Origin of the sequence: Corynebacterium sp. HMSC063A05, assembly GCF_001809695.1 — a bacterium.
Classification (GTDB): Bacteria; Actinomycetota; Actinomycetes; order Mycobacteriales; family Mycobacteriaceae; genus Corynebacterium; species Corynebacterium amycolatum.
Window position 1 is genome coordinate 345888 of record NZ_KV798500.1, and the last position, 17524, is coordinate 363411.

General features: G+C 59.5%; 11 protein-coding genes and 1 tRNA gene. 5 read left to right on the forward strand and 7 right to left on the reverse strand.

The window, feature by feature from the left end; translation table 11 throughout:
- Positions 1–24 precede the first annotated feature (24 nt).
- Positions 25–990 carry a GDP-mannose 4,6-dehydratase gene (locus HMPREF2651_RS05395; protein ID WP_038629306.1) on the reverse strand — a complete coding sequence of 322 codons (966 nt, stop codon included), beginning with the start codon at positions 988–990 and terminating at the stop codon, positions 25–27.
- A gap of 129 nt (positions 991–1119) precedes the next feature.
- Complete coding sequence (locus HMPREF2651_RS05400; RefSeq protein ID WP_049180737.1) at positions 1120–2409, reverse strand: MFS transporter; 1290 nt, start codon at positions 2407–2409, stop codon at positions 1120–1122.
- A gap of 832 nt (positions 2410–3241) precedes the next feature.
- Between HMPREF2651_RS05400 and HMPREF2651_RS05405 the strand changes: the two genes are divergently transcribed.
- Entirely contained in the window at positions 3242–4585 is a 1344-nt protein-coding gene (locus HMPREF2651_RS05405; RefSeq protein ID WP_049180736.1) for an MFS transporter, read from the forward strand.
- Positions 4586–4800: 215 nt separating this feature from the next.
- Entirely contained in the window at positions 4801–6852 is a 2052-nt protein-coding gene (locus tag HMPREF2651_RS05410) for an acyl-CoA dehydrogenase family protein (RefSeq protein WP_049180735.1), read from the forward strand.
- Between the two features lie 81 nt (positions 6853–6933).
- Here HMPREF2651_RS05410 and HMPREF2651_RS05415 read toward each other — a convergent pair whose 3' ends face one another.
- Positions 6934–7905: an N-acetylmuramoyl-L-alanine amidase gene (locus tag HMPREF2651_RS05415; protein WP_049180734.1), complete on the reverse strand. Its 972-nt coding sequence runs from the start codon at positions 7903–7905 to the stop codon at positions 6934–6936.
- A 161-nt stretch (positions 7906–8066) separates the two neighbouring features.
- On the reverse strand, positions 8067–8666 hold the full coding sequence (locus tag HMPREF2651_RS05420) for a TetR/AcrR family transcriptional regulator (RefSeq protein ID WP_193393884.1): 600 nt from the start codon (positions 8664–8666) through the stop codon (positions 8067–8069).
- Positions 8667–8741: 75 nt separating this feature from the next.
- On the opposite strand from HMPREF2651_RS05420, the gene HMPREF2651_RS05425 reads away from it, so the two are divergent.
- Complete coding sequence (locus tag HMPREF2651_RS05425; protein WP_049180733.1) at positions 8742–9710, forward strand: hypothetical protein; 969 nt, start codon at positions 8742–8744, stop codon at positions 9708–9710.
- Positions 9711–9748: 38 nt separating this feature from the next.
- Here HMPREF2651_RS05425 and HMPREF2651_RS05430 read toward each other — a convergent pair.
- Together HMPREF2651_RS05430 and HMPREF2651_RS05435 are read right to left on the reverse strand one after the other, a co-directional pair.
- Positions 9749–9821, reverse strand: a tRNA-Thr gene (locus tag HMPREF2651_RS05430).
- Between the two features lie 134 nt (positions 9822–9955).
- Positions 9956–11329, reverse strand: a complete 1374-nt coding sequence (locus HMPREF2651_RS05435) for a DNA polymerase III subunit delta' (protein WP_049180732.1) — start codon at positions 11327–11329, stop codon at positions 9956–9958.
- Between the two features lie 82 nt (positions 11330–11411).
- Here HMPREF2651_RS05435 and HMPREF2651_RS05440 point away from each other — a divergent pair, with 82 nt between their 5' ends.
- Both HMPREF2651_RS05440 and HMPREF2651_RS05445 read left to right on the forward strand, forming a co-directional pair.
- Positions 11412–12938, forward strand: coding sequence for an adenylate/guanylate cyclase domain-containing protein (locus HMPREF2651_RS05440; protein WP_180950665.1), 1527 nt, complete (start codon positions 11412–11414; stop codon positions 12936–12938).
- A gap of 65 nt (positions 12939–13003) precedes the next feature.
- Positions 13004–14335, forward strand: a complete 1332-nt coding sequence (locus HMPREF2651_RS05445) for a DUF418 domain-containing protein (protein ID WP_371325849.1) — start codon at positions 13004–13006, stop codon at positions 14333–14335.
- A gap of 64 nt (positions 14336–14399) precedes the next feature.
- On the opposite strand, the gene topA is transcribed toward HMPREF2651_RS05445, so the two are convergent.
- The gene (gene topA / locus HMPREF2651_RS05450) at positions 14400–17372 is read right to left on the reverse strand and encodes a type I DNA topoisomerase (RefSeq protein WP_070585993.1); all 2973 of its coding nucleotides are present in this window, start codon (positions 17370–17372) and stop codon (positions 14400–14402) included.
- Positions 17373–17524: the final 152 nt, after the last annotated feature.

The window sequence follows — 17524 nt, forward strand, 5'->3', positions numbered from 1 at the left end:
ACGAAGCCACCCGCGCAAGTTGCGCTAGCCCTGATTCCGGAAGTACTCCACAGTACGGGCAACGCCCTCCTGAATACTCATAGCTGGCTCCCAGCCGAGTACCTCACGCGCCCGCGTGGGATCCAACGCCGACCGCGCCACATCACCAGTGCGCGGCGGTGCAAACTCTGGATTATCCTCGGCATCCGCAGCCTGCGCCACCAACGAGTGCAGCTGCCGATCCGAGGTTTCTACGCCGGTGCCAATATTAAAGCGCATTCCACCACCGACCTCGCCGGATGCGCGGTAGAAAGCATCCACCACATCGTCGACATAGACATAGTCGCGGGTATTTCCTCCGTCACCGAATACCTTGGTTGGCTCTCCCGCCAGCAGTCGCTGAGCGAAAATAGCCACCACACCGGCCTCGCCGTGCGGATCCTGCCGCGGGCCGTACACATTCGCCGGCGCGATGTGCGAGCATTCGAGCCCGTAAAGATTGCGGAACATATTCAAGTACAGTTCGCCCGTTGCCTTTGAGGCGGCATAGGGGCTCATCGGATTGACCGGCACATTTTCCGTCACCGGAAGCTCCTCCGGCGTGCCGTAGATGGAACCGCCCGACGATGTAAACACAACCTTGCGGACACCGTGCTTTCGGGCCGCATCGGCAAGTTTGATTGTGCCAATGATGTTCAGCGTCGCATCTCGCACCGGGTCGGCCACGGAAATCCGCACATCAATCTGCGCTGCGAGGTGGAAAATAACCTCCGGGCCGCTTTGCTCGAGCAGCTCGTCCCAGTCCACCTCCAGCACATCGGCGGTTATGAACTCAAAATCGTCGTTAAGCGATGCCTGCTGGAGGTTTTCCAGCTTTCCGTGGGAGAGATCGTCCAGCGCCGTGACCGCGTACCCTTCAGCCAGTAGCCGGTCAACCAGCGTCGAACCGATAAATCCCGCACCACCCGTCACCAGCGCGCGCGGTTTCGCGCTTGCCGACGATTCTGTCATCGCGGTGGCCGGTGATTCGTTCTTGTGCTTCTCCATAGGAAGAACTATAGGCGCTTAGTAAGGAAAACCGCTTATACGTGTGCCAACCTCACATTGACGGGGTTGATTAGTCTTCCGAGGAATGCGAGATTACTCAGCGCGCTGTGGCAGGTTGACAGTGGAATTGAAGAAAATAACCAAGCCCATCAGGATGGCGATGACCATACCGCCACCGAGCATGACCGGGTAGGTCATCCAGGAGATGGACTCGGAGAGCTTGGTCAGAATTGCCGGGAATGCGAAGCCAATGTAGGTCAGGCAGTAGAAGATACCGGTCAGACCAGCCATATCGCGTGGGCCAGCGATGCGCTGTACCTCGTTGAGGCCGGTAAACATGGACAGACCGTAGCCGGCGCCCAACACCAGCGCTGCAATGAACGCCGTCACTGCGGTGGGGTTGGCGGACATCCATGCGGCCATTCCCATGCCGATAACCACGATGCCAATTGCGATTAGCGAACCGCGGGCGTTGTGCTCGGTCACAAAGCGTGGACCAATCTGCTGAATACCGAAACCGCAGAGTAGCGCGAACAGTGTGACCATCGCGGAGTAGAACACTGGCTGGGAGACGTGGTCCTGCAGCAACGACGGAATGATTGCGTAGGCAACACCGGCTGCACCGAAGACCCACGGCGCTCCCATCGCGGCGACGAGCAGGAAGCGACGGTTAGTTACCGAAGGGGTACGCAGGGACTCCCAGACGCTTTCGTGCGGGGCGTTGCTGCCGCCCAGGTGCGGAGACTGGCGGGTCTCCGGCACAGCCACCAGACCGAAGATTGTCGGGATAGAAATCAGGATGTGGATGATATAAGCCAACTGCCCCGGCAGCGGTGCGAACTGCGCTAGCGTGCCGGCAATTCCCGCACCCAGACCAAAGCCCAAGGTCAGCGCCATGGACTGACGCTTCGCGCCTGAGGTTGACTTGGCCTTGGGGTCAAAGCGCGAATCAGAGAGCTCCTTTACCCACGAGCCGCCCACGGCCATGACAATGCCGACTGCCAAGCCAGAGATAAAGCGACCGGTAAGGATAAGCGGGGCGGTAGTCTCGCCCAACGCAATAAGAGTCGACCCCAAAATCGAGAGAACCGGCGCGGCGAGCATCACCGGCTTACGGCCGATACGGTCCGAGATTGGGCCGGAAATCAGCAGTGCCGGCGCGATACCGAGGGCGTAGACCAGCAATAGAAGGTCAATAAACACCGGCGCCAGGTCGGCATTTTCGCGGTACATCACCATCAGCGGCGTGAATTCGTTGCCACCCCACGCGACGGCGAAAACTGCAATTGCGGCAAGCAACCACAACGGCGTGCCCTTATTGGATTTGGCCCTGCCGTGAGGTACCTCATTTTCATTGCCGTTAGTTCCTGCGTGAGAAGACATGTCGTTTACTTTACGACGGTCCCCAGCGCCTTACGCACAATGGTGCAGATTTAAGCCACCGGAGCTAACCACAAGAGGTGTGCCGAGATAGTTGAGCAGGCGGGGCGGGGCAACTGAGTCGGTTAGTGCTGTGGCGGCTAGTGGAGTGGTGGCTAATGCGGTGGCGTGCCCAGTTTGGTCACCTCGGGTTGGTCTCGGCACAAATGCCCCTGAAACCTGGGGCTCACACCCCCGTCTCGGGGTGGCATGTTGCCGACCTTGCATCCCCGCCCCATCCGGGGGCAATGACCTTTTCGACACTACATCGTTATTGTTCCGTTACTTCTTTCGTATCTTGCGTCACTTTCGCCACACTATTCACACAATTTCTGATTATATAATTACAAATTAGTTCAATGTGGGGGTAGCCGAACAGCCATAAAACGCAGATTTCACCTATTTAAGACTGTCTCACACACGAACGGCCCTCAGCTCGCGCACATCAGGCCGGAAACGGCCCATCGTTAAGTAGCATCCATTCCACACCCTTTACATACCCCCGATTCCACCTTTTTCAGACATCTAGAAAATGAATTCGGTCACAAACAAAGGAAATCTACCGCCATTCACCAACCCCCATTACCCCCGTTGCCCACTTTTTGTCATCGCTCGCTGAAGTTCAAACGCTGGTCGCTACCGGTCTGGCTGTGTAAGAATTCGACACCGTCAAACAATCTGTCCATTCCCCAAACGCTGGCTGAGAAAAACCTGGGGCGATTTCTGCACGACCGCTGAGATCGCCAAGGTCCTCGATGGCCGTGCGGACGGGTATGTAAAGAAAGTCTTGTTATTTATGACTACTTCGATCATCGCGAATGATCCCAAGCAGCGCCGCAAGGTGCTCACGGGAACTCTCGTGGGTACGACCATCGAGTTTTATGACTTCCTGATTTACGCTCAGGCCGCAGCTATCGTGCTCGCTCCGCACTTCATCGAGCCGGCTGCGAAGTCGAACCCACAGGTCGCTCAGGTGCTCGCCTGGGCAACCCTGGGTATTTCCTTCCTCTTCCGCCCGCTTGGCGCTATCGTCGCCGGCCATATCGGTGACCGCTACGGCCGCAAGATGATTCTGGTCTTCACCCTCATCGGCATGGGTGCAGCTACTTTCTGTATCGGTCTGCTGCCGACTTATGAGTCAATCGGCATCGCAGCACCTATCCTGCTGGTTCTGCTCCGTATCTTCCAGGGACTTTCCGCGGGTGGCGAATGGGGCGGCGCAGCCCTGATGTCCGTGGAGTACGCACCGAAGGAAAAGCGCGGTCTCTACGGCGCATTCCCGCAGGCCGGTGTTCCGCTGGGTCTGACCCTGGCTACCGGCACCATGCTGATTGTTATGGCAATCGTCGGCGAGGAAGCCTACATGGAGTGGGGCTGGCGTGTGCCGTTCCTGCTGTCCTTCATCCTGGTTCTGATTGGTTACATGATTCGCCGCAGCGTCGACGAGTCCCCGGTCTTCCAGGCTATGCAGGCTGAGTCCGCCGAGCGCTCCGCTCCACTGCCAGAGCTCTTCCGCAACCACTGGGGCAAGGTCATCCAGGGTGCCCTGATCTTCGCTGCTCAGCAGGCTACCGGTTACCTCGTGATTGCATTCTTAGGCGCTTACGCACAGAAGACACTGGGCTACCCGGCAACCGTTGCATGGACCGGTACTCTCGTCGCCGGTATCTGCTGGACCATCTTCATGTTCCTTGCTGGCGCTTGGTCCGACCGTATCGGCCGCGCTAAGACCTTCATCATCGGCTACGTCGTGATTATGATTTGGGAGGCCGTCATGTGGAACCTCTTGGATAAGGGTCCGTTCCTGTACATCATGACCGTCGCAGTTCTCACCCTGCCGCTGGCCCTGACCTTCGGCCCGCAGCCGGCCATGTACTCCGAGATGTTCCCGGCTGAGGTCCGCTACTCCGGCGCTTCCATCGCTTACGCCATCGGCGCCGTCCTCGGTGGCGCATTCGCTCCGATGATTGCCCAGATGATCATGGACGCCACCGGCAACCCGTTCTACATCTCCGTCTACCTGATGGCCATGGCTATCCCGGCACTGATCGCCCTGTTCCTGCTGCCGAAGGGCCTCGAAGACCGAGACCTGATCGAGCACCCGGAAACTAACCTCGACGAAGTTAAGTCGCGCGTCTAGTTCCCACAGCTAAGGGATCTGCCCCACCGAGGGTCTGATTACGCAAGCCGTCGTTAAGCACTGCACAATGCAGCATTTGCTTGACGACGGCTTTCGCGTTTCCACCTTCTTTTTCTCCCGGTAACCCGTTTTCTCTTTCCTCGGTCCCGATTTCCTCATGAGTTTCTCAGTCGAAAGCGACTGACAAGCCCCAGATATCCCATTAACGTTGGGTTATGGCACAGAATTCTTCCAGCTCCACGCGAATCCCCCGCCGGCGCTCGACCGACGCTCCGAAGACACTCCCCTCCCGTCCGGAACCGGAAGTGGCACGCGCACTGCAAAAGGTCCTGGACGGCTATTTCCCCGAGGCGCGCGCTGATGTCCGCGCCCTTTTAGAAGACCCCACCCTGCGGCCCACCTCTGGGCTGACCGTGGAGGAGGCCAGGCAGCACACCACCGAGGCGTTGTCCAAGGTGCTTAAGACCGGCATGCCCTATGGTGCTTTCCGCACTGACCAGGGAGGCACAGGAGATACCGGCGGGACACTCTCCGGGATTGAAATGCTCGGCCACACCGACTTGTCGTTGATGGTGAAGTCCGGAGTGCAGTGGGGCCTTTTCGGCGGCGCTGTCAGCAATCTGGGGACTGCGCGTCACGGCGAGTTGGTGCGTGACCTCATTGAGCTGCGGGCTCTCGGCTGCTTTGCGATGACCGAACGCGGCCACGGCTCGGACGTGCAATCACTCGAAACCACGGCACATTACGACCCCGAGACGGAAGAATTCATCCTCAATTCGCCGACAGCTTCCTCTGAGAAATGGTTTTTGGGCAACGCCGCGCGCGATGGGCGCTGGGCGGCGGTTTTCTGCCAGCTCTACACACCAGAACAAGAAGAATCCCATGGTGTGCACTGCATTGTTGCCCGGATCCGCAGTGATGACGGTTCGCCTGTCGACGGGGTTGCGATTGGCGACCACGGCACCAAGGGTGGCCTCTTGGGCGTGGACAACGGCACTCTCATGTTCGACCATTACCGCGTGCCGCGGGAGAACCTGCTTAACCGTTTCGCAGATGTCTCGGCCGCTGGCGAGTACACCAGCGATATTGACAGCCCCAATGCACGGTTTTTCACGATGCTCGGTGCCCTCGTGCGCGGCCGCGTGACAGTCGGTGCGGCCGCTGGTGCGGCAACCCGCACCGCACTGACCATCGGCACCAAGTATGCCCACTTGCGTCGCCAATTTGCTCCCGACGATTCGCTGCCGGAAAAGAAACTCATTGAGCACCGCCAGCACCGAATCCGGCTACTCCCCCGCATTGCGCGTTCTTACGGTCTGCAATTTGCCACCAACCTGCTAATCAAGCGGATTCACGACCTCGAAGCGGAAGGGCTGGACCGTGCGAATCTAACCCCGGAGCAGGCTCGCGATCTGCGTGAAGCGGAGGCGCATGCTGCCGCATTGAAGGTCGCGAACACCGCGCATGCCACCGATGCCATCCAGGAGATGCGTGAGGCCACCGGTGGAGCTGGCTACATGGCAGAGAACCTGTTGACCATTCTCAAAGAGGACTCCGACGTATTCACTACCTTTGAGGGCGACAACGTGGTGATGTTGCAGCTGGTCACCAAGGAACTCTTAGGTGGTTTTGCCCGGGAGGTACAGAGTTTTTCCAATCTGGAAATGGTGCGCTTCGGCCTCGACAATTTCAGTGGCATTTTGCGCCGTCGCACTGGTGCGGATGCCGTCGTTCAGAACCTCTTGGATGCGCTGACCGACGCTGATGAGTCCTCGCTCTTTGACCCCGCCAGCCAGATGCAATTGCTCATCGAGCGCGAGAACCGACTTCTCAAGTCCCTTGCTCGCAGGCTGCGCCCGGCGCGGAAACTGCCTGTGGAAAAGGCCGCGAAGCTGGTGGACAAGGTCCAGGACCACATGATTTCCTGCGCGTGGGCGCATATCGATCGCATGATTTTGGAAGCGTTCTTTGAAGCTGAATCCACACTCACAGATGAGCGCTCTCAAGAGGTGCTCGAGCAGGTTCGTGATGTGTTCTTCCTGTCGGTGGTCTGCGATAACGCCGGCTGGTTCTTGGAGCAGTCGCTGCTCACCGGTACTCGCACCAAGGGCGCGCGGGCGGGCTTGGCCGATCTTGTTGATTCTCTTGGCCCCTGGTCTGAGGTGCTTGTCGACGCCTTTGGCACCCCCAGCACGATGCTGGATATCCCAATGATGGAGCCTTACGACGCGATGACACCGAAAGCTAAGGCAAACCCGGCTAGTTAGCGGGTTGGCCGGTTGGCCGCTGTGGTGGCTGCTGTGGCGGTGACTGGTGTGAGGTAGCTACGGCCTGGATGAGCAGGTTGGCTACTGCGCCAAGAAACCTTCCAGCCCAGCCACAGTGGCCTCTGCCAAGCGCTGACGGCCTTCGTTGGAGGTCAAGAGGGCAATGTCGCTGCTATCACGCATGTTGCCGTATTCGACCAGTGCCTTTGACTTCGTCGATAGGTTGAGTCCGGTGAGGTCTGCGCGTGGATTCAGTCCTTCGCTGCCGAGATAGTTGGATGGAGCAAAACCGGCTGCGACGAAAGCATCGCGCAGGGCGGTTGCCAGCGCGGTAGATCCCTGCTCGTCATTATTGGCGAGCGGCTGCGAAATCGCAGACACATGGAATCCACGGTTGCCCTCTCCAGCGCCGTCAGCGTGGAGACTCACCACGGCATCGGCGTTGGAGGCATTTTCCTTCTCTGCACGGGCATCGATGCAATCTGCACGACCGGTGTCATCCTCGCGGCTGAGCAGCACCTGAGCACCGCGCTGTTCGAGCAGCTGCTTGATTTCCTGCGCCATCAGCCAATTGAACTCGTGCTCCGGGAAGCCGTCGTTGGAAGCGGTACCGGAGGTATTACATGGCTTCTGGCCACCGCGGCCGTCAGTGACCATCAAGTCGGCAGGTGGTGGGGTGCCGGCGTGTCCCGGATCGAGGTAGATGACCTTGCCAGCTACAGCGCTGGAACCGTCGGCACGCGAAGTAGCGCGATTAGCTTGCTGTTGTGGTGCATCGCCCGGAGCGACCGCGTCGGGGTTAGCAGAATCAGACATTGCAGACTCCTCATTCGGCGGAGTGGGATTCGGCATCTGCATGGCCTCTTCTTCAGCTGCCAACGACGTTTGCGTTTCCGTAGACGCAGCCTGCTGAGCGCTTCCTGCGTTGGAAGCCTCCGTGTCGATGGTGCAAGCTACAAGACCGGCTGGCAAGATTGCCGCAGCCACCAAAGCCACAGCTAGTCGTCTTGCTAATCGCTGCACTGCTAGTCCCTGGTGTCCGGGCTGCCGCATAGTGCGTTCTCCTAGTTTCCGCATACCTGCCATGTGTTGAATAACAGTAGCAAACACTCGATTGAGAGTCGCCGTCTCCGAGATTTCCTCCCCCTTCGTTTCGGGGAATCACCGCACGTCGGGACGTGTGCAGGATTTTTCAGCACTTATCACCGAGGGGTTTAGTGATTCCCCTTCGCCTGTGCTGCCAAACCCGTAAGCATTAAGTCCACAAGCTTTTCTTGCACACCGGGAAAGTACTGCTCGACCGCTGCAGAGTTAGGAAGGGGACGCGACACCACAGCGAGCCCAAGGTGGAAATCAATCGGTGCAACGCCCTCCGGGCATAGCCCAGCTGCTTTTGCCTTATCCAGCAGTCGCGTATAGCTCTGACGCAACTCCGTCATTCGCTTTTCGATAATGCCATCAATCTTTTTCGCCTCGCTCCCCAAACTGGTACTGAAATCGCTGAATAATGCCTGGGCAAGTGCCGCAACACTTAATTCCGCGATCGCGTGGACTGCTTCGTGCCAAGCGCCGTCCGGATCGTCGTCAAACTGAGCTACGGCTGCCTCAGTAATCCTGTCGATATCAGCTGCAACACGAGCACCGACTGCGCCGAGAAGCTCAATCCTGCTGGGAAAGTGCCTGCTTACCGTAGCTACACCGGCACCGGCCTCCCTGGCAATCGCACGCATGGATACACCGGCTCCTTGCTCTATCAAGAGTTTTCGCGCTGCTTCCACGATGGCATCACTGTTCATCACTGCATCTTGTCTCACACTTGCATCCTAACAAACGGAACACTATGCTCCACTTTGTAAGTGAAACACTCTGCTCTAGTTAGGAGATAGGCCATGTCAACAGCTACGACTGAGACGAAAAAAGCCTCACCCGCCCCCAAAGCAGTAGCCGTGATCTTCGGTATTCCGCTCGTCATCGGGCTCATGCTCTTCGCGTTCCTGGCACCGACATTTGCCTCCGGCCCGAAGGATGTCCCCATTGCGCTGACTGCCCCCGCCCCAATGTCCGAACAAATCACCCAAGCCATCGAGCACAAAGCTGGCGACAATGCTCCTGACATCCAGGTGATGGACACTCCTGATGCCGTACGCGAGTCAATCCTCAATCGCGAAACTGTTGGCGGCATCGTCATTTCCCCGACGGGCGCTACCGCCTACACCGCTTCAGGCAACGGCGCACCTTACTCGCAGCTTATCGACGGCATTGCGACGACCCTCGAGTCTCAAAACATCCCTGTAGAGCGGGAGGATTTGGCTCCAACCACCCAGGATGACCCACAAGCTTCCGGTGTCGCGCTCCTCGGCTTGCCGCTGGCTTTCGGCGGTATCATTTCAGCAGTTATAGCCACCTTCCTTTTCCGCGGTAAGAAGTGGACGAAACTGAGCGTCCTCACTGGCATCGCAGTCTTCGGGGCTCTCGTGGCAACGTGGATGCTCCACTCTGTCTACGGCACGCTTTCGGGCAGCTTCGGCATGGAATGGCTGGCAATTTCTCTGGGAATCCTGGCTACCTCAATGCTTACCGCCGGGCTCGCGGCCATTATTGGCACTCCCGGTGTGGGCATCGGCGCCATTTTGACGATTTTCTTGGCGAACCCGCTCTCTGGACTGTCCACCGGCCCCTGGCTGCTTCCGGCCGGTTGGTCCACCCTTGGCCAGTGGATGCCCATTGGGGCGACTGGCTACCTAGTCAGGTCACTGTCATTTTTCGATGGCAACGGTGCTGGGGCAGCGTGGTGGGTTCTCATCGTCTGGGTTGCCGCTGGATTTGCTCTACTCATGTTTGATCGTTCCAAAAAATAAAAAACGGGACCCCTTTAAAAGGATCCCGTTTCACACCGAGCCGCCTGCGAGAATCGAACTCGCGACCTTCTCATTACGAGTGAGACGCTCTACCGACTGAGCTAAGGCGGCACGCACATTGCGCCGAGCTTTCAAGCAAGCAGAAATAACCCTGCACAAAATGTACAAGCGGTAATACTACTGCACTGCCCCCATCGCTACCAAAATGGAGCCTACAGGCCGCTAAATTGGGAGCTTCTCCCGGATTACCTGCGGCCAACCTGCCCTGCAATCTGCAATTTAGCCATCAATTCATCCATCAAGACCGTCAACTTCACTGCAGTCACGAGCATGCCGCGCACCTCGGTGACAGCATCAATGGAGGCCAGTATCGCCTCTGGCGGAAGGCGTCGGGCTAGCTCCGTGGCTGTCCGGCGACGGTCTGGATTTATGAGGTAGACGGAGCCATCCCCAAACTCGGAATCAGCGGCAGAGCTCAAATCCCCCGAAGCAGTCCCACCAGCACGTTCAGCCCCAAACGCCAGCACCAAAGCATCACGGTAAAGCCCCATAATGTCGGTCAACGATAGGTCAATCAGATCCGACTCCGCACGCCTACGCCGACGCTTCTGATTATCCTCCAGGTCCTTAATCACACCTTTAGAGCCGCGCAGTGCCGCCTGCGCACCCTTTCCAGACGCCCCGACGCCCAGCGAACGCTCGAGGTTCTCCAGCTCCTCAGCCTCCAGTGGCTCCATCCGCCGCTTCACCTCGCCAGCCACTTCGTTGGCTAGCTCTCGCGCCGCCAAATACGACTTCGCCGGGTCGAACACGGCCTCCACGAAATCCAGAGCCTTGCCCCGCCAGGCACGCGAGCCCTCATCGGAGACAAAGCCACGCGCACGCCCAATGTGACCATTGGACACCATCGCGGCCCAGACCGCTTGCTCGTCGGTAAGCTCTGGCCGCTCGGCGCGCAGGAGGTTTGTGACGTCGTCGATATGCGGCGTCGGCACATAGACATGGCGGCAGCGCGAACGGAGCGTAACGGAGAAATCCTCCGCGTTCGTCGTTGGTGCGCACATGATGATGACGGTGCGCAGAGGCGGCTCTTCCACCACCTTGAGCAGCGCATTTGAGGCGGATTCGTTGAGCCGGTCGGCGTCTTCGATGATCAGCACGCGGCAATCCGCCGTCGTGGGCATCTTGTAAGCCCAGGGCCGCAGCTCGTCCCTCACCGTCGCCACCGAGATAATGGTTCCCTCCGGGCGCACGATTTTGATGTCGCCATGCGTTCCCGCCAGCGCCGTCCGGCAGCCCTCGCACTCGCCGCATCCGGGGTTGTCATGCCGCGTGCACAGCAGTGTCGCCGCAAACGCCGTCGCCGTCACCGACCGCCCCGACCCCGCAGGGCCAGTGAACAGCCAGGCGTGCGTCATGTCCGAGTCGCGTGGCACATCGCTTAACGACGACCCCGCGTCCCCACCTTCCGGCGAAACCTCCGCCCCATCGCCTGCCAGCGGTTGACCATTGGCAAAGCGATAATGCGCAGCGCGCACAGCAGCCTGCAGTCGCTGGCGAACCCCACCGGTTTCGGGCATACGAGAAAACACGCTGCGCTCTGTCATGGGCTCTGTCATGGCCACAACTCTAGCGCGCCCCACAAGACTCTTGTGAGGTAACTACTCCCTGCAATCCGGGGTTGCCACTAAGGTAGTAGTCATGCAACGGCTCTGGCGAAATCTGAAATGGCTAAGCGGGACAATGTGGCCTGCTTATGCCTCATTTATCTTCGTCTGCAACCTTGTCGGAGCCATGATTGTCGGCTTGTTCCTCGGCATGCTGTTGCCACTGAACCAAGAAACTCACTTGCCACGGTTGGCTAATGGTGTCATTTATGCCCTGGCTGGGTACCTGGTTCTGGCGATTATCGCGGGTATCGGCACTACCTGGATCCTGTTCAAACCGCTGGTGAAGTGGCAGCGTCATCCGGATATGCACGATCCGCGGCGGGTGCGATATCTGGTCATGCGCGTGCCCGTCTACCAGGCACTTTTGGGTACCGTCATCTGGTCTTTGGGCGTGATTGTCTTCAGCGGAGTCGCGTTCGCCTATGACAGCAAGATTGGCATGATGGTGCTGCTCACCTCGGTACTCGGTGGCGCAATGGTGGCGCTGTTGACCTATCTGATTGCGGAGCGCATGGTGCGTCCGGTTGCTGTGGAGGCGCTGGCGCGTAGGGCTCCGGATTCCTCGCTGGAGCCACCGATTGGTCACCGCCTGCGCCAGACATGGGTGTTGACCAGTGGTGTTCCAGTGGTGGCAATCCTGCTTGTGCTGATTGGTCAGCGCCGTGGCCTATTCACAGATGATGCGGCAGATTTGCTGCCCACCATCACCGCGCTGGCAATTCTGGCTCTGATTACCGGCTATTTCGGCACGATGCTGGCCAGCATGTCCATCGTTGACCCGATTCGGGATCTCACGGGCGCAATTAACAAGGTCCGCCAGGGCCAGGTGGATACGCGCGTGCCTATTTACGACGGCTCCGAGATGGGCGTTCTCCAGGCAGGCTTCAATGAAATGATGCGCGGCTTGCAGGAGCGTCAGCGGGTGCGTGACCTCTTCGGCCGCTACGTCGGCTCTGAAGTCGCTCGTAAGGCCCTGGAAGAAAAGCCGACTCTAGGCGGCGAGAATCGCCTCGTCGCAGTGCTATTCGTGGACGTGATTGGTTCAACCAACTTCGCGGAGAAGAACTCGCCAGAGGTCGTTGTCCGCGAACTCAATGCCTTCTTCGACCACGTTGTTGACTGTGTGCACCGCAATAAGGGCATTATCAACAAGTTCCAGGGTGACGCAGCTCTGGCTGTCTTCGGCGCTCCCCTGCCCCTCGACGACACGGCTGGTCACGCCCTCACCGCAGCCCGTGAACTGCGCGAGGAACTGCTCGATCTCCAACTCAGCGCTGGCATTGGCGTCTCCGCCGGTCATGTCGTCGCCGGCCACATCGGTGCTCGTGACCGTTTTGAATACACGGTTATTGGTGACGCGGTTAACCAGGCTGCCCGTCTGACTGAGTTGGCTAAGGACACCCCGGGCCGCGTGCTCGCTACAGCTTCCACTATCCGCCTGGCCAACGAGGACGAGCAGGCTCGCTGGACCACTCTGAAGTCTGTGGAGCTGCGCGGCCGTACGCACATGACGCAGCTTGCGCGCCCGGTGCGCCCGACGCTTGCCGACGAGGCCTAGGGGGCAGCGGACTCGTCGGTCTCGCCAACCTGCGTACCCTCCCACAAATCCTTTACGTTGGAGGAATGACTGACAGCCGCTCCAGCTCTAGCACCAACCCCAGACCTCGCATGCTCGTCCCCGACGCTGCGCGCGGATTCGCTCTTCTCGGCATCGCTATCGCGAACATTGCCACTGCCTGGCTGGTTGCAAGCCCCGAGCTGCCCGGAGCATTCTTCGGCGGCGTCATAAACGACAGCATCGCCGACAAAGCCACCGTGCTTTTTACCGCTGTGACCGCACACAATCGCGGGCTGCCGATGTTCGCAACGCTGCTCGGCTTCGGTGTGGGACTCATCGTCCGCAGTTTGGCCAGGAGAAACTTTCCACGGTCGCGGGCGCGAGTGGTCGTCGTAAAGCGTTATGCGTTCCTGGGGCTGTTCGGCATCGCGCACATGCTGTTTCTGTTCTTTGGCGACATCATGTTTCTCTATGGCATCTGCGGCATCATCCTGGGGCTGCTTATGGGGCTTAGCAACAAAGTGCTGACGATTCTCGCGTGGATTGCGTTGACAATTAATGCGGTATTGAGCCTGCTGTTTTTGGTTTTCACAATTGTGATGCCCGACGTCGGGTTGGACGGTTCCGACATGACCGAGCTCGTCAACGGCGGCGCGATTGAAGCGAGTTACCTGGATATGCTCGCCGCGAATCTCCAGGTCCTGACAATGAGCATCACTACCCTGCCGCTGCAGCTGTTCCTCTACCTGCCGGTGATGATGATTGGCTTCGTGTGGGCTCGCAAGGGCGTGCTTGACGACGTCGACGCGCACCGCCCCCTGCTTATTCGGTGGCTCGTGGTGGCTGTGGTCGTGGCTTTCGGTGTCGGTATCCCTATGGGGCTGACCGCGATTGGTGTTCTTCCAGCCGGACAGCACATGGCCTTCCTAGTCATCAATAGCTTTGCCGGAGCCTTTACCGGTCCTGGCATCTTAGCCGGGCTGGCGTTAGCGCTGCAGCCGCTCCAGCGGCGCCTGAACGAGGACGCCGCTGTGCCTGGTTGGCTGGTGCCGATTGTGGCGCTCGGCAAGCGTTCAATGACGGGCTACCTGATGCAGTCGGTGATCTTCTTTGTGCTGGTGTACCCGTTTATGCTGGACATCCCGCGAGACATGGGCGCGTTCGTGCAAACCCTCATCGCTGTAGGCGTCTGGTTGGTGACCCTGTTGGCCGCGTGGGCGATGGAGCGACGCGGGATGCAGGGACCGTTTGAGAAGGTGCATCGGCGGCTGTCGTACGGGCCGACGATGCGTGCGGAGTTGGCCGGGTTCGGTGGCCCCAAGACTGCTCCGCGAGGGGCACTGGTCTCAGCGGGTGCGCCGGGTGCGCCGGGTGCGGCGGACGCGGCGGGCGCTTAAGGCGCGGCGGCAGCTTAAGTGCTCTGCACCCAGTTAGCCCCTGCCGCGGCTAACGGTCAATGCGCTACTTGCCCTTACGCGTTGCCTTCACCACTCGCTTGGTGGTGCGCTTGACCGTCTTCTTAGCGGTCTTTTTTGAGGTCTTCTTCGCAGCCTTCTTCGTGGTCTTGCGAGTCGACTTCTTCGCAGCCTTCTTAGTGCCACCGTTTGCGGCTTCCTTCGCGCGGCGCTCAGACAGCAGCTCGCAGGCGCGGGCATCGGTCAGAGTCTCAGGCGTATCCCCCTTGCGCAGCGAAGCATTGGTGACGCCATCGGTGACGTACGGACCGAAGCGGCCATCCTTCACCGACATCGGGCGACCGGAGACATCGTTGTCGCCCAGCTGCTTCAGCGGCGGCTTCGCAGCAGCGCGACCGCGGCGCTTCGGCTCAGCGTAGATACGACGAGCCTCGTCTAATGTCACGGTGAAAATCTGCTCTTCGTTAGCCAGTGAACGCGAGTCCGTGCCCTTCTTCAGGTACGGGCCGTAACGGCCATTCTGAGCAGTAATAACCTCGTTATCGACCGGGTCGACACCGACCTCACGCGGCAGGCTCATCAGCTTCAGAGCCTCTTCCAACGTGACAGTCGACGGCTCCATGGAGGAAAACAGCGAGGCCGTCTTCGGCTTCAGAGTTTCCTCGATGATTTCCGCGGTGCGCTTTTCCTTCTGCTTGGCAGCGGTCTTGGTTTCCCAGTTCTTCTTTCGCTTGCCCTCCGCAGCGCGCTGAGCGTCCTCTTCGGCGCGCTCAGCTGCGATGATCTCCTCAGCCTTGGCTACGACACCTTCACGCTCTTCATCGGTGACCAGCTCGGTGACGTAGGGACCGTAGCGACCATCACGAGCCACAATCATGCGACCATTGGCCGGGTTAATGCCCAGCTCACGGCCGCCCTGCGGCATCGCCAGCAGCTTCTCGGCGGCGGCCAGATCCAGCTCGTCCGGAGTCATGGCCTCCGGGATGTTGGCGCGCTGCACCTCGTCGGCACCGTTTTCACCGGTACCCGGGCGAGTGCGCTCCAGGTACGGCCCATAGCGGCCAACGCGAACGATGATTGGGTTACCCTCGGCATCGTCGAAAAGGTGGAGAGAATTGACCTTCCGAGCATCAATCGATTCCAGGTTCACGTCGATGATGTTCTTCAGGCCACCGTGGGTCGCAATGGCGTCGGCTCCCTTGTGGCGGTGATCCTTGTCATCACCGAAGTAGAAACCGGTCAGCCAGGTCGTGCGATCCTTATTGCCCGCAGCAATGCCGTCGAGCTCATCCTCCAGCTCGGAGGTGAAGTCGTAGTTGACCAGATCGGAGAACGCTTCCTCCATCAGCCCCACCACGGCAAAGGCCACCCACGAGGGCACCAGTGCGTTACCGCGAGGGTAGACGTAGCCGCGATCCTGAATGGTCTTGATAATCGACGCGTATGTCGACGGACGACCAATTCCCAAGTCCTCCATCTTCTTCACCAAGCTGGCCTCGGTGAAGCGCGCAGGCGGGTTGGTGGAGTGGCTGTCGGCACTGAAGTCCGTGGCCGTCAGGCCCTGGCCTTCAGTCAACTGTGGCAGACGCTTCTCAGCGTTGTCGGCGACCTTGCGGCCGTCGGAAAGCGCGGAGACCTCAACGTATGCCTTGAGGAAGCCCGGGAAACGAATCGTGCGTCCGGTGGAGGCGAACTCGACGGCGTGCGTGTCGGTGGCACCGGCGATAGTGACCTTCATGGACGTGCCGCGTGCGTCGGCCATCTGCGAGGCGACGGTGCGCTGCCAGATCAGTTCGTAGAGTTTGAACTCCTCGGCATCCAGTGAGCCAGCCAGCTGACCTGGCGTTGCGAACGTCTCGCCAGCCGGACGAATCGCCTCGTGCGCCTCCTGCGAGTTCTTCACCTTGCGCGAGTACTGGCGCGGCGCATCGGCGACGTATTCCGAGCCGTAGAGCTCCAGCGCCTGCTTACGCGCGGCGTCGATGCCGGCCTTGGACAGCGTCGTGGAGTCGGTACGCATGTAGGTAATGTGACCGTTTTCGTACAGACGCTGCGCCACACGCATCGTGCGCTCAGAGGTGTAATGCAGCTTTCGGCCCGCCTCCTGCTGCAGCGTGGACGTCATAAACGGCGGGTACGGCCGGCGGGTGTACGGCTTCTCCTCCACCGACGCGACCTTGAGCTCAGAGCCCGCGAGGTCCGCCGCCAGAGTTTCGGCGAGCTGCTTATCGACGACCCGAATGCCCTCAGACTTCTTCAGCTGGCCACGGTCATCGAAGTCCCGGCCCTGCGCTACGCGCTGACCATCAACGCTGGTCAGGGTTGCGACAAATTCCTTCGGCTGGTTGGCATCAGCAGAAGCCGAACCGGTGTCCAAAGTTGCGGCGACATCCCAGTACTCAGCGGAGATAAACGCCATGCGCTCGCGCTCACGCTCGACGATGACCCGCGTTGCCACCGACTGCACACGACCTGCCGACAGGCGCGGCATGACCTTCTTCCACAGCACCGGGGAGACCTCGTAGCCGTAAAGACGGTCGAGGATACGGCGACCTTCCTGGGCATCAACCAGGTTCTGGTCCAGCTCACGAGTGTTGGCCGCGGCCTCCAAGATGGCCTGCTTGGTGATCTCATGGAACACCATGCGGCGCACCGGCACCTTGGGCTTCAGAACCTCCAGCAAGTGCCAGGCAATAGCCTCGCCCTCACGGTCGGGGTCAGTTGCGAGATAGAGTTCGTCGACTTCCTTGAGCTTGGCCTTCAGGTCAGCGACTTTCTTCTTCTTATCAGCGCTGACGACATACAACGGAGCGAATCCGTTGTCGACATTCACACCCAGACGAGCCCAGGGCTCCTTCTTGTAACGAGCCGGAACGTCGGCTGCGCCACGGGGCAAGTCGCGAATGTGGCCCACCGACGCCTCCACGATGTAATCATCGCCGAGATACGGCTGAATCTTGCGAGCTTTCGTCGCCGACTCGACAATTACAAGGCGCTTGAGGCCGTCTGAATTCGCCATAGAAGTTTTTCTATCCTGCAACGTTGAATGTTTTTGACTGTTTAGATTCTTGTTTTCGTTTAAATCTTGGGGTTCTTGGCCGGACTCTGGCTGGGCTTCAGCTGTGAGAGGCCCGCAATCGGTTCCAACCGGTTCCGATCAGTGCAAATCAG